General features: G+C 43.1%; 10 protein-coding genes. 2 read left to right on the top strand and 8 right to left on the bottom strand.

Translation table 11 applies throughout. The features are described from left to right. Nucleotides 1-50: 50 nt before the first annotated feature. The 3 genes from rpsB to rplM form a co-directional block, all read right to left on the bottom strand. The gene (gene rpsB / locus ACQ76V_RS13355; protein WP_441001005.1) at nt 51-896 is read right to left on the bottom strand and encodes a 30S ribosomal protein S2; all 846 of its coding nucleotides are present in this window, start codon (nt 894-896) and stop codon (nt 51-53) included. Between the two features lie 150 nt (nt 897-1,046). After that, nucleotides 1,047-1,433, bottom strand: coding sequence for a 30S ribosomal protein S9 (gene rpsI, locus ACQ76V_RS13350; RefSeq protein ID WP_095606209.1), 387 nt, complete (start codon nt 1,431-1,433; stop codon nt 1,047-1,049). A gap of 6 nt (nt 1,434-1,439) precedes the next feature. Next, nucleotides 1,440-1,883, bottom strand: coding sequence for a 50S ribosomal protein L13 (gene rplM / locus ACQ76V_RS13345; RefSeq protein WP_441001004.1), 444 nt, complete (start codon nt 1,881-1,883; stop codon nt 1,440-1,442). Between the two features lie 267 nt (nt 1,884-2,150). Here rplM and acnA point away from each other — a divergent pair, with 267 nt between their 5' ends. Together acnA and ACQ76V_RS13335 are read left to right on the top strand one after the other, a co-directional pair. After that, nucleotides 2,151-4,865 (top strand): aconitate hydratase AcnA, encoded by a 2,715-nt coding sequence (gene acnA, locus ACQ76V_RS13340; protein WP_441001003.1) that lies wholly within the window; start codon nt 2,151-2,153, stop codon nt 4,863-4,865. 179 nt (nt 4,866-5,044) lie between these two features. Then, a complete protein-coding gene (locus ACQ76V_RS13335) occupies nt 5,045-6,217 on the top strand; it encodes a histidine kinase dimerization/phosphoacceptor domain -containing protein (RefSeq protein ID WP_441001002.1) in 1,173 nt (390 codons plus the stop codon). A 12-nt stretch (nt 6,218-6,229) separates the two neighbouring features. Here the strand turns inward: ACQ76V_RS13335 and ACQ76V_RS13330 are convergent, their stop codons facing one another. From ACQ76V_RS13330 to ACQ76V_RS13310, 5 genes are all read right to left on the bottom strand, one after another. Further along, on the bottom strand, nt 6,230-7,396 hold the full coding sequence (locus ACQ76V_RS13330; protein ID WP_441001001.1) for an FAD-dependent oxidoreductase: 1,167 nt from the start codon (nt 7,394-7,396) through the stop codon (nt 6,230-6,232). Beyond that, complete coding sequence (locus ACQ76V_RS13325; RefSeq protein ID WP_441001000.1) at nt 7,389-8,084, bottom strand: class I SAM-dependent methyltransferase; 696 nt, start codon at nt 8,082-8,084, stop codon at nt 7,389-7,391. The genes ACQ76V_RS13330 and ACQ76V_RS13325 overlap by 8 nt, the downstream gene beginning before the upstream one ends. Continuing rightward, a complete protein-coding gene (locus ACQ76V_RS13320) occupies nt 8,084-9,193 on the bottom strand; it encodes a type III polyketide synthase (protein WP_441000999.1) in 1,110 nt (369 codons plus the stop codon). The genes ACQ76V_RS13325 and ACQ76V_RS13320 overlap by 1 nt, the downstream gene beginning before the upstream one ends. A 75-nt stretch (nt 9,194-9,268) precedes the next feature. Continuing rightward, complete coding sequence (locus ACQ76V_RS13315) at nt 9,269-10,624, bottom strand: MATE family efflux transporter (protein ID WP_441000998.1); 1,356 nt, start codon at nt 10,622-10,624, stop codon at nt 9,269-9,271. A gap of 96 nt (nt 10,625-10,720) precedes the next feature. Further along, nucleotides 10,721-14,073: ATP-binding protein (locus tag ACQ76V_RS13310; RefSeq protein ID WP_441000997.1), on the bottom strand; the 3,353-nt coding region annotated here is incomplete at its 5' end.

The raw sequence follows: 14,073 nt of genomic DNA, 5'->3' as shown, positions 1-14,073 counted from the left end.
GGTACGCTATTTAAATTGTTGTTCTAAGTTAAAACGAATAGTGCCGCTTATTACTCTTCTTCGCTCGAAGAGTCATCGTTGGAATCCTTCTTTTTACGACGTTTGCGACGTTTGCCCGTAGCTTTGGTTTTCTCTTTTACTTGTTGCTCTTCGGCTTTACGCGCTTCTTCAGCAGCTTGATCATAAAGCTGCTCTTCACTTTGTGCTTCGCGCTCGGCGTTGCCTTCAATAATAGCATCGGCAATTTTAGAAGTGACAAGCTGTATACTGCGAGCAGAATCATCGTTGCAGGGAATAATGTAATCCGGAGTATCGGGATCACTGTTGGTATCAACCATGGCAATAAGAGGGATATTAAGTTTAACCGCTTCGTTTACGGCAATATCCTCTTTGGTTGTATCGACAACAAAAATTGCACCCGGGAGATGCCCCATATTGGCGATACCGCCCAAGGTGTTTTCAAGCTTTTCATACTCACGCTCAAGCATGAGAGCTTCCTTTTTGGTAAGCTCTTCAAACGTACCGTCTTTACTCATACGGTCAATCTCTTCCATGCGAGAGATGCTCTTTTTAACGGTGCTGAAGTTGGTCATCATTCCTCCTAACCAACGGTGAGTAACATAAGGCATTCCACATCGAATAGCCTCTGTTCTTACGATATCTTGGGCTTGCTTCTTAGTACCAACAAAAAGGATATCTTTTCCTGCACGGGCAAGCTTGGTAACTTCATCCAGTGCTTCCTGGAAAAATTTCTGTGTCTTTTTGAGGTCGATGATATGAATCCCATTGCGTTCCATGAAGATAAATTCCTTCATTTTGGGATTCCATCGGCGGGTAAGGTGACCAAAATGGGCACCGGATTTTAACAGTTCTTCTAAGTCAGGTGTAGTAGGCATAGGTTAGATTTATTTTTGAGTTAATCCTCTATGCAGGTCATCCCCGGCGCTAATCCCAACAGCTGTTGAGACACTCGGCGCACTGAGTAGCTGCATATGTGTGATTGAATTTTGTGTGTCTGGAAAAAGAAAATATATAAGCGCGATCTATTAACGCTTGGAGAACTGGAACTTTTTACGAGCACCAGGTTGACCGTATTTTTTACGCTCTACCATACGATCGTCACGTGTTAGTAGATCATGTGCTTTCAAGACATCGTGCCACTCTTCATTATGATCGTCAAGAGCGCGAGCCAAAGCATGTTGGATGGCGCCGGATTGGCCGGTAATGCCACCGCCACTTACGTTTACCAAGATATCAAACTGTCCGTCAGATTCGGTAACGTCAAGCGGAAGCTTGGCAATATTACGATGTGCTTGAGTGCAAAAATATTCATCCAGAGGTCGTTTGTTTACAACAAACTCACCTGAACCTGGTTGAATATAGAGTCGCGCAGTAGAAGTTTTTCTTCTTCCGATGAAGTTTTTCTGTTCCATTCGTGATTAAAGCTCGATTTTTTCTGGTTGTTGTGCTTCTTGTTCATGAACCGGACCGGCATAAACCCTAATATTGGTCATAAGTTTGTCGCCTAACTTGTTTTTTGGCAACATTCCTTTCACGGCTTTTTTGATAACCAATGTTGGATTGTGATCCAGCATTTCTTCAGCTGAAGTAAAACGTTCGCCGCCAGGATGGCCGGTATAACGGAAATATTCTTTCTGCTGTAATTTGTTGCCGCTCAATGTAACTTTACTGGCATTAATTACAACAACATTGTCACCGGTGTCCATATGCGGAGCGAAGTTAGGTTTGTGCTTTCCTCTCAATAAGGAAGCAACCTTAGAAGCAACTCTTCCGAGCGCTTGGTCTTCGGCATCAACAAGAACCCAATTCTTTTCGATATCACTCGCTTTTGGGGAGTAGGTCTTGTAACTGTTAGTATCCACGGTTAAAACTTGTTTATAATTGCTTTTATGTGAAGTCTCGAAAAATAGGCTTATTTAGATCCATTTGCAACGGTGAAGTTATGAATATTTTTGAAACCGAATTGAACGGATCTTTTTATAGAAATAATAACAGTCCGAATAGGGGCAGGAGTTGAAATTTCCGGGGTTTAAGATAAGATATTCTTAAAAATTAATTGTATCTTTCTTACATAAAAATAAGCCTGATAAAACAGGTTAAGCCAAGTTTAAAAAGGACAATCAAGGACCATGAGTAAAGAGAATAAATTTTTGCAGACAAAGACCCCTTTTGATACAGGCAGTGGCGAAGCACACCTGTATAGTTTGAAAAAACTTGAAGAGATGGGGTATGGAAATATCAGCAAGCTTCCATTTACCATTCGCGTATTACTGGAAGCGGTACTCAGAGAATATGACGGCTATGTCTTTAACGAAGATGATGTAGAGGTATTGGCTAATTATAATGCCAAAAATCCCCAGGGCGAAATTCCTTTTAAACCATCGCGGGTTGTGTTGCAGGATTTTACCGGCGTGCCGGCTATTGTTGATTTGGCTGCGTTGCGTTCTGCTATGGAACGCATGGGTGGAAATGCCACGTCCATAAATCCACAAGTACCGGTAGATCTGGTTATCGACCACTCGGTACAGGTTGATGAGTTCGGTCAGGAGTATGCTTTTATGCATAATGTGGAAAAAGAATTTGAGCGGAACCGTGAACGATATGAGTTCCTGAAATGGGGACAAAAAGCATTTGATAATTTTAGGGTCGTTCCTCCGGGACGTGGGATCGTCCATCAGGTTAATCTCGAGTATCTTGCGAAAGGAGCCTTTAGTCGAAAAGAAGAGGATGGGACTACTGTTGTTTATCCCGATACGCTGGTGGGTACCGATTCACACACAACGATGATTAATGGTCTTGGTATTCTCGGTTGGGGCGTTGGTGGTATTGAAGCCGAAGCAGCCATGCTGGGGCAGCCTATTTATATGTTGGTGCCCGAAGTTGTGGGTATGAAGCTGACCGGTAAGTTGCGCGAAGGTATTACAGCAACGGACTTGACCCTAACAGTTACCCAGATGCTTAGAAAGCATGGTGTTGTGGGTAAGTTTGTAGAATTTTATGGCGATGGGCTTAGCAACATGAGTCTGCCCGATCGTGCAACGATTGCGAATATGTCTCCGGAATACGGGGCAACCATGGGCTTCTTCCCAATGGATGATGAAGCCATGCGCTATATGCGTCGAACCGGACGTGATCCCGAGCATGTGGAAATGGTTGAGAGTTACATGAAAGAGCAGGGTTTGTATCGTACAGATGATACGCCCGATCCCGAATTTACGGATACGTTGGAATTGGATCTTGGCGAAGTGGAAACATCACTTGCAGGGCCGAAGTTGCCACACGATCGAATTGCATTGCCTAACATGAAGAAAACGTTCGAGAGTAGCCTGACCAGCGATGACCCGACTATGGGTTTTAATTTGGAGCAGGAAAAGCTGGCGAACAAAGGGACGTTTAAAAACGGTCAGGAGATCGAAATGAAGCATGGCGATGTGGTGATTGCTGCCATTACATCCTGTACCAATACTTCGAACCCAAGCGTTATGCTGGGAGCCGGAATTGTAGCGAAGAAAGCGTTCGAAAAAGGATTGAAAGTTCCTCCTTATGTGAAAACGTCGTTGGCTCCGGGCTCTCGGGTCGTTACGGATTATCTCGAAGAAGCCGGACTTACTGATTATATGGATAGTCTTGGCTTTAATCTCGTTGGATATGGATGTACAACCTGTATCGGTAACTCAGGTCCGTTGCCTCAAGCTGTTGAAAATGCAGTAAAAGAAGGCGATTTGATTGTGGCCGGTGTGCTTTCTGGTAACAGAAACTTTGAAGGTCGTATACATCCCTATGTAAAAGCGAACTATCTGGCTTCACCGCCATTGGTTGTTGCTTATGCACTGGCCGGTACGGTGGATATTGATTTAGAACATGAGCCGTTGGGCAAAGATAAAGACGGCAATGATGTATATCTGAAAGATATCTGGCCAACATCCGAAGAGATTGCCGAACACTTAGACAGTGCCATTCGTCCGGAGCTGTTTGAAAAACAATATGGCGATATTTTCAAATCTGAAGAGTGGGATGAGATTCCCGTTGGCGGCGGAGAGCTCTATGAGTGGAAAGATGAATCAACCTACATTCAGGAGCCGCCGTTCTTTATGGATATGGGAGAAAATCCCGATCCTATTACCTCCATTAATGGAGCACGGGCCCTGGTTAAAGTGGGCGATTCTATTACAACGGATCATATTTCTCCGGCGGGAACTATCCCGAAAAACAGTCCTGCTGGTAAGTATCTGATTGAGCACGGTGTTGAGCAGAAAGATTTCAACTCATATGGATCACGACGTGGCAATGATCGCGTAATGACGCGCGGAACATTTGCAAACGTGCGATTTAAGAATCAGCTGGCGCCGGGTAAAGAAGGCGGTTACACTAAGTACTTCCCCGAAGATGAGATCACTACGATCTTTGATGCGGCCATGAGATACAAAGAAAACGATACGCCACTGGTGGCACTGGCTGGCAAACAGTACGGAACGGGATCATCCCGGGATTGGGCTGCCAAAGGTACTATTCTACTTGGTGTTGAAGCCGTAATTGCGACTTCTTATGAACGCATCCACCGATCCAACTTGGTAGGTATGGGCGTTTTGCCATTGCAGTTTAAAGATGGAGAATCAGCAGATACTCTTGGATTGGATGGCTCGGAAGAATTTAATATCCACTTGGATGATGAGCTCAAAGCCCAACAAATGGTGAAAGTGGATGCCAAAAAAGAAGATGGTGAAACGATTTCTTTCGAAACCGTTTGCCGCATTGATACTCCTGTTGAGGTAGATTACTATCGCAATGGCGGTATTTTGCATTACGTTCTGCGAGATTACTACCAATCTGAACAAGCAGAGTAGAATTTGGCAAACTAATATTGAACATTAGTTCATTAAGCCCGACTTCTTTTTGAGGTCGGGCTTTTTTATTGATATCCGGCTATAATTTTTCTATATATTTTTAAATGATCTAAAAATATATTAAATAGATAAAGACAAGAGAGTTAAACAAATCAGGCAAATCGGCTTTTGAGGTTAAAATGGTATTATCTAATAGAGATGATATAGCTGACAAAATTTCACATGATGATATAACGACTAATAGTCTTCAAGTTTTGCTAAAGAATGTTAACAGTGTTAGTAAGGCGGTTAAACTCCGGACTGTATTGCAAGAGAGTATTGAAGTAGTGCAAAACGTGATGAACACCGAAGCCAGTTCATTAATGCTCCTGGATGAAGGTACCGGAGAATTAATTATAAGTATGCCTACCGGTCCGGTAAAAAAAGAGATCAAAGGGCAGAGAATTAATAAGGGGGTAGGCATTGGTGGTTGGGTCGTCAAAAATGAGAAACCATTTTATTCCAACGAGGTAGCCCAAAGCGAGCTGTTTGGCGGTGATATATCTCCAAACTTTACCACCGACAATATCATCTGCGTGCCGCTTAAAAATAGTCATGGAAAAATAATTGGAGTACTACAGGCGATAAACAGACGCGATGGCGATTTTACTGATCGGGATATCCCTGTTTTTGAGGCACTGGCTGATCATTTGGCACTGTCTATCGAACGATGTAGGGAACTACAGGATATGCAAAAGAAGCTTGAAGAGCGCGACTTAATGCTGACGGAGGTTCATCACCGGCTAAAAAATAATTTATCTACTATAACAGCCCTCATTGAATTGGAGTTATCGGATATTGACGATGAGGGAGCCAAAGAAGTGTTGCAAAAGACGACTGCACGTATTAAATCAATGACGGAAGTGCATGATTTTTTATATAACAATGAGCCGGGTAATGAGATTAAACTGAAGTTATATGTCGAGCGGTTATCAAAGAAAATTTCAAACATCCTTTCCCATGTTTCGCAAAAGGTAAAAATAAAAGTAAAGTCCAAAGAGGTTTCTTTGGATACGGATCGGGCTATGAGCTGTGGATTGTTACTTAACGAATTAATAGTAAATTGTTATAAACATGCTTTTGACGAGGAATCTAATGAGCCCCGCATTGTCATTGAAATTAATGAAACTGAGGATAAAGTCATTGAGTTGAAGGTTTCGGATAATGGTACTGGTATTGGAGAGGATTTTTCATTTACCGAATCGGGATCGGTTGGTGGGTGGTTGATTGATGTACTCATTCGCCGCCTTGAAGCCGATATCGATATTGAGCGAGAGGAAGGAACAACCTTTTTAATTCGTTTTGATAAATAAGAACAACATCACTTAAATTAGCCATCGCTCAATGCCGCGCATTGTAAAAATGTTTGCCATAAGTTGCGATAGTGGAGCTTTTAGCATTAATGAAATTAATCTATTTCGCCAAAAAGGAGATTTTGTCGCCCTGCCTAATTTCATGTTCATTTCTGCTCTTCGAATTGCATTTTTTACGGCATGTTCTCTTCGCTTTTGATATTGATTCAGGATTGATCGGGCTTGAAAATCGTTCTTGAATATCTGTGTTAGTGTATCTGCTAAATCCTGTGCATCAAGCCAACCTAAATTCATACCCTGGCCTCCTATAGGGCTTATAACATGAGCGGCATCTCCTGCTAAAATAACACGATCTTTCACTATGGGTTGGGCAACCAGTTTTTGAACGCCAAAACTGCTGAGCATAGAAGTTTGAGTGTCATCTATCGTATGACCAATTCTATGTAAAACTTTCGATGTTAACTGTTCCGGTGTTACATCATTAATGTATTCAGCCGTTTTAACAACCCAACGTCGCCGATCATCAGGTAAGGGGAAAGATTCGATAAGTCCTTCATTACATAGAAAGATCGCTGCATCAGAACCAAAATCACTGTTATCGGGGAAGTCGCCCATGATGTAGGTATCGGGATAAGGTTGGCCTTTAAAAGAAATACCGGCATGTTTGCGAACCAAGCTGTTTTTACCGTCGCAGCCAACCAGATATGCTGATTCTATAGTATTTGTACTTCCATTCCTTTTAAAAGTAATCTCTATTTTTTGATTATGTTCAGTAATAGCGGTGACTTCTGCATTACGTATCAGGCTGTCGGGATTGCGTTCGGTCAATGCTTTTTCGAGAAGCGATTCAGTACGATGCTGGGGTAGTGCCAAAATAAAGTTGAAGGGGAGCGGACAATCTTCGAAAGATAGTGAGCCTAATTTCTTGTTATTGGTAAAAGCATGTCCTTGTTGAATCTTGATTCCATTGCGGATGAAGTTGTCGGCAAGGCCTAATTCGTCGAATAGTTCCAGCGAAACGGGATGAATGCCCAGCGATCGAGATCCGGGACGAGGAGCAGATCGTTGTTCAAGAACAATGTATGAAATGCCGACTTGTTCAAGGCAGAGTCCCAAGTAAAGTCCTACCGGCCCGCCACCCACAACGGCTATCGGATATGGTTCAGAAAAGTTACGCATGATCGTATGTTAGCAATAGTCGAAAGGGAAAGAGGTTTTGTATATCCCAATCTTGCGGGACAATCGCTTCCAATTCTTTTTTTGTGTAGCTCCGTTTAATAGAGGTTAGGCCATCCTCGGTTATAAAAGAGCTTCGAAAAATAGGTCGCGAGAAAATATTAAATAAAAGGTATGCCCAGTCACTTCGCCGAAGGTCATTAAAGAGAACCGATTTTGAGCATAATTTTTTTGCTTGTTGCAGTATGGATAAAAGTTCTTGTTCATTCAAATGATGAATTAAATGGTTTGATAGAACGAAATCGAATTGCTGTGTTGCCGGATCCAATTCTGAAAGTTCACACTGCAAGAATTCAATATTCGAGGGTGGTTTAAGTGTTTGTATAAATTGTATTGCTCGTGGATCGGGATCGATGGCCGTTATTGAAAGGTTGAACCCATCTTGTTCTGCTCGTTTAGCTAACTTCAGGGGAATATCTCCGCCGCCAAATCCGATATCCAGAAGTGAATTACGGGTGTTATGTTGAAGATGAGGACGGATTTTTGTGTCATAAATGTAATCCCATTGAGAAATCAAGTTATTGACTCGGCCAAAATGGCGGTAGGTATTCCGGAGTTCATCCGGATCGCAATCTGGGTTATCCATCCGTTCGCAGCTTTCGGTATCTCGCTGTGATAAAAACAGGGGCATTACGTTGGCTGGATTTTTTGAAGCAGTCCGCTTTCTATTGTTAATCCCGGGCCAAAAGCCATTGCCAACACAGATTCTTGTGCCTCAGAAGAGGGACGATTTAACAGTTCTTTTAGTACAAACAGGATAGTAGCACTACTCATATTGCCATAATTAGCAAGTACTTGTCGGGATGGGGATAGCTGCTCGTTAGCGATGTTGAAGTTGTCCTGAACCTTATCCAAAATTGCACGTCCACCAGGGTGCAAGGCCCAATGCTTAATATCGTCAATAGTCAGTTGATAATCTGTTAACAAGGGCGCAATAGACTGTTTAAGATTCGCTTTTATAATATCAGGGACATAGGTAGACAGCACCATGTCAAATCCCGTATCTCCGATCGTCCAGGCCATATCTTTTTCACTTTCCTGGGCAATGGCAGTGGCAAAGTTCGTCAGTTCATAGCTGTTAGTTTCATGTGGTTTGTCTTTGGTGATAATTAGGCCGGCGGCCCCATCGGCAAAAACGGATGCTGATATCAAGTTGTCGGTTGATTCTGACGGTTGTAGATGAATGCTGCATAATTCCAGGCAAACGATTAACACCTTAGCATTGGGATGTGATTCACAAAAAGACTTGGCCATTTTCATGGCAGGGAAAGCGGCAAAACATCCCATAAAGCCCAGATGATAACGTTGCGTGGATGTTGGTAATCCCAGTTTCTGAATAATTTCGAATGCAGGTTCGGGAGCAAAAAATCCCGTGCAAGAAACGGTAATAACGTGTGTGATGTCATCACGATTTACGGATGGAGTTTCTTCGATCGTTTGACGAGCCGTTTCCACAAAAAGCTCTTTGGCTTTCTGGGTGTAAAGTTCATTGCGGGCTCCGGTAGAAGGCACGTTTAGGGTGCCATTTTCCTGAAAGAAAAACCGCGGATCGCCGTTCGCATTAAAATCCGGAATAACGGTGTGACGTTTATTAATTCCCGAATTTGAATAAATGCGATGGATAATGCGCTGTGTAATATCTTTGTTGCTGATATATTCTTTCATGCGATCACGCAGAAAGGTCTGGTCATACGATCGCTCAGGAACTACCGTAGAAATATTTTGAATGTAAGCTGGCATCTACCGCTAAATTAAAAGGTTAGAGTATGTACTCTATAATACCCTAATTTTGTGGTAAAAATTCCGAATTCCTAATTAGGACTTATTTTTCGTGAGTTTGTAAAATCGAATGTTGTGAAGAATGGCAGCAATAGTGAGTCCGGCAATGAGTCCCATCCATAACCCCTGGGGGCCAATGTTTTGAATGAGCCCCAGGTAGTACCCAAGAGGCAGCCCCACCATCCAATAAGCAATAAAGTTGACCACCATGGGAACCGTGGTGTCTTTGAGTCCCCGCAGGGCACCGTAGCCGCTGACTTGCAGTCCGTCAGAAATTTGAAAAATAGCAGCCATATATAACAGGCTAACTGCCACTTGCTGTACGTCGGCGTCTTGGGTATACATGCTGGTAATGAGTTCGGGGAACAGGTACATAATGACAGCGGTGATGCTCATGAAAAAGGTAGCCATGGTGATACCCAGATATCCGCGGCGGCGTGCCTCGCTCATTGATCCCTTGCCAATGGCGTTGCCCACACGGGTGGTAATAGCGGTTGATAAGCCAAATGGCACCATAAAAGTCATCGCCGAAAAATTAATAGCTACTTGGTGCCCGGCTACTGCCACAGTGCTTAGTGATCCCATCAGCAAACTGACCAAGGCAAACATGGTCACTTCCATGGTGGAGCTGAGCCCGATGGGAATACCAACCTGCAGTAGTTCTTTCAGGTATGTCCATTCCGGCAGCCGCCAGGTTGAAAAGATTTGGAAACGACTGTACGGTTTGTGGTTCATCGTGAATAGGAGCATCCCCAGAAACATCACATAACCTACGAGGGAAGAGGCATATCCGCAGCCCACAGCGCCCAGCTCAGGGAAGCCGAGATGGCCGTACATCAGTACGTAGTTGGCACCAACGTTTACAAAAACACCTATAAGGGCAAAATACATAGCGGGACGTGTAACCGACATCCCTTCGTTGAAAAAGCGGAGTGCCATATATCCACAGACGCCAAAAACGCCCCACGAAATAGCATCGAGATACCCTTGTGCGAGCGGAATGATCTTGGGCGTCACATCCAGAAAGTGCATGACAAACTCGAGATTGCGAATCAGAAAGAAAATGGGAATGGCCAGCATCAGGCAGAGCCAGAGTCCCTGGCGGACATTGACGCCAATTTCATTAAAATTTCGCCCGCCTATGTGTTGGGCCACGATCGGAGTGAGAGCCATAAGCGTACCGGCGGCCAACATCATAAAGGGCATAAATACCGCACCGCCCACTGCTACAGCAGCTAAATCCTGAGCCGAAAGATTGCCAGCCATCACCGTATCCACAAAGTTCATTGACATCTGCAGCAGCTGGGCGATAATTACCGGCAGGCCGATCTTGAGCGTAATGCCGGCTTCCTTACGCAGGTTGTGTTTTTCTGATTTTAGATACGAAAGCATTGGTGAATGGAGTGCTACAGAAAGAAGATAATTCTGTTTTTAGGGAATCGCGTATGGTACAAAAAAAGAGAGGGAAAAGTAAGTCAAGAACGAATGTTATTTCTGTGGCAACTTAATTACAAAAGTAGTTCCTTCCTCTTCGACTGAGGCAAAGCTGATGCTACCTTCATGTGCCTCAATAATCTTTTTACAGATGGCCAGTCCCAGTCCGGTGCCGCTGGATTTGGTTGAGAAGTTAGGTACAAAAATATTAGGGCGATCCTCCTCGGCGATACCGCTACCGTTGTCTTCCACTTCGATAAATATATTTTGCTTATGAGGATAAAGCTTCAGTGCAATCTCCCCGCCTTTATCCGGCATTGCCTCGTATGCATTTTTTACCAGGTTGATGATAACACGTTTGAGCTCATCAGCAATGCCCTGAATTTTTACCGGATGTTTTGGAACTTGCTGCTTGATGGTAACTTTTTCGTCATGTTCGTAGAGCTTGGCAACCGATGCTATAATGGTTTTTAAATCTACTTCTTGAAAATCTTCAGTTAAGGGTTGAGAAAATTTGGAAAAATCAGAAGCGATATTATTTAGCGACTGAATTTGCTCGATCAGGTTGGCAGTAATTTGTTGTACTTTTTTCTTGAGCTCTTCGGGGTTTTGGCTATCACTTTTAAGCTGACGTTCCAGATGTTGAACGTTCAACTTCATAGGGGTTAGTGGGTTTTTGATCTCATGAGCAACCTGCTGTGCCATCTCTTTCCAGGCGGCTTCGCGTTCGGCTGCAGCTAACTCTTTTTGCAGTTTTTTAAGTCGCGATACCATGTTGTTGTAGGCTTCTGCAAGGTTCCCGATTTCATCATCACTGGTTACGGGAATGGTAGTATCCAGATTACCTCCCGATATTTTATTTAAGCCACGTTGAATGTAAACCAAGGGACGTGTGAGTTGCTTTGAGATAAAAGTTGATCCTATGATAAATAATCCAAAGACAAACAGGTAGACAAGAATAAGATAGCTAATAGTTTCAAGCAGTTGCTGGTTGTATTTGGGGGATTCCAAAAACGTGGGTATTGCAATTGTAGCAATCGGCATATTTTGATTATTCAAGATGGAGCGATAACCTATAAGTAAATTTTGTCCGGCCAGTTGAACGTTGGAATAAGCATCTTGACGATCTCTGTTATGTAATTGGTGATAAATATCGTACGGCAATGCTGCGGGCAATAGATGCTGTTGGTAAATCTGTGGAGCCGTGGTTTCTGTTACCGTTCGTCCAGTATAAAAGCTGGCGTCTACATCAAGGGTAGTCGTTAGAGAATCCAACGAAAAGGAAGGGCCGAGTTGACTTTTATTGCGGATGACTTGGTTTGATTCAATGGAGTTTGATAGTCGTTGAAGTTTATCCACAAGTTCTTGGCGTACAATATCACGGTTTTGTTGTTTGATTGCGTAATGAGATGAGGCGATCAGGAATCCCAGAAAGATTAGCGTTGCCAGCAGAAAGCTGTCGATAAGGCGATCTTGAAAACGAACATTGGAACCGAGAAGCCGGAAGGTAAATCTTGGCAATATTGGTCTAATAAGTAACACAGCTCCTCCAATCAACAAGAGGAAAAAACTGAAACGGAAAAAGGAAAACAGTATGATTCTGTAACCGGGTAGCGTCGTGCTGGCTTTGATAATATTATTTTGAGATACATTCCAAAATAACGTTCGATATGAAAAGGTATCCGTTTGGTCGGTTACATAGATCAGGGTATCATTTTGTAAGGTCTCAATTTGATTTTGATCCAAGGTGCGATACTTTGGAAAATGGTTGGTAAATCCTTGCTGTACCGAATTAACAAGTTTGCCGTTTTGGAACCTTTGCAATAAATAATCGGTGTTTAAGTCATCAAAGGTGAGCCTGGAGATAACTGTGCGCAGAGGCTTGCTATACTCCGGACGTTCTTGGTACACCGAGCACAGAATCCATGCAATAGGTTCTTGATCAGAAATCCCAAAAATGGGTATCCATCCACGATAGAAGGTGCGGTATTTTTGCTGATTGATCAGTTGAGGCAATTGAACGACGGGCCGAATAGTGGACTTGTTGATTTGTTCAATTTCGGTAACAACCTGCAGCGTAGATATGTTATATGTAGTTACCCAGTTGGGAGAGTTGAGGTCAGTAGCGTAATCGCCAATCAGTTCTCCTGAGGAGGTAACAAGTTGAAGGTTTAATGAGTAGGTATTACTCCTGGGCGAAATATAATCTCGTATTGTTTGGGTAAAGCGCGTTTGTAAATTAGATCGGTTTTCCTGTAGATCTTTTGAGGTAATACCCTGAAAACTTTCTTCGAGCCTGACAAGTAAGTTACGGGTCAGGCGTTCTGCAACATGATCCTCTTCTTGGGCATAGCTTGATGCCCGCTGCCAAAGTTTATCATCGATATTGATGAATGCCGCCTGATATAATGCTGGTAAACAGACAATAGCAATTAGAAAGGACCCAATAATGACTTTCCGCAGGCGGGATGTATGGGATAGCAGACTTGGGGCTTTTTCATAAGCAATAGCAATAGTCAACACAATGATAAATCCCATAATGCTGCTGTAGAATATCCAGCTAAAGATAAGCCGTTCGGGAATAAACAGTTGGGCAATAAATAGGCTGACCAAAAAACTGGCTGATAAAACGGAAGAGGTAAGCTTTAGGTGCTCCCTGGAAAATCGAAATAACATGCGATTTAAGACAACCAATATATTTCCGGCCGCTAAGGTTGAAAACCCAAGAATCAGGTATAATATAATGGTTCCGGGATCAGGAAAAATGCGCAGGTCGAGAATAGCAACACCAGCATCATTGGCTGCCTGAAAAAGCATTTTAAAGAAACTGAGAATAGCCAAAGCATTAACAACACCAAAAGTGCTGGCTAAACTGATGATACTTAAATACCAATCAGCTTTGAGTTCGTGCTTGTATTCCTGCAGCTTTCGAGAGACTACCCACGAACCGATAAGTGCAAAGGCAGCATTTGTAAAAGCAGTGCTTAAGTTGGTAACTAAATTAATCCACTCCGTATTGCCGGATGAAGAGATAGAAAGTATCCAGTATGATAGTAAACTTGTATGCCAGAAAATTGCCCATCCTACAGATATAAAGAGGAGTTGTGCCAATAGGGCTTGCCAAAGCGAAAGGTTTTCGGCAGCGATAAAAAGAATAGACAAAATCAGTATAAAGCTGAGGGCGGCAAATATTGATCGCCAAAAAGTGTTGTTTTCTTCCCACTCAGCCCGGGTTTGCTCAAATTCATCGGTGGTCGCATAAACCACACCAACAGAATCATTTTGCAAATTAGTCAATATTTGGCTTCGAAAGGTTTCGGCTGGGGGATCGCTGAAAATACTGAATTCAACAGGATACGACGTGGAGAAATCATCTGAATTGAACAGGCTAAATTCGGTATCTCCTC

This window comes from Fodinibius sp. SL11 (genome assembly GCF_052060035.1).
GTDB lineage: Bacteria > Bacteroidota > Rhodothermia > Balneolales > Balneolaceae > Fodinibius.
This window is presented reverse-complemented; position numbering and strand designations above follow the sequence as displayed.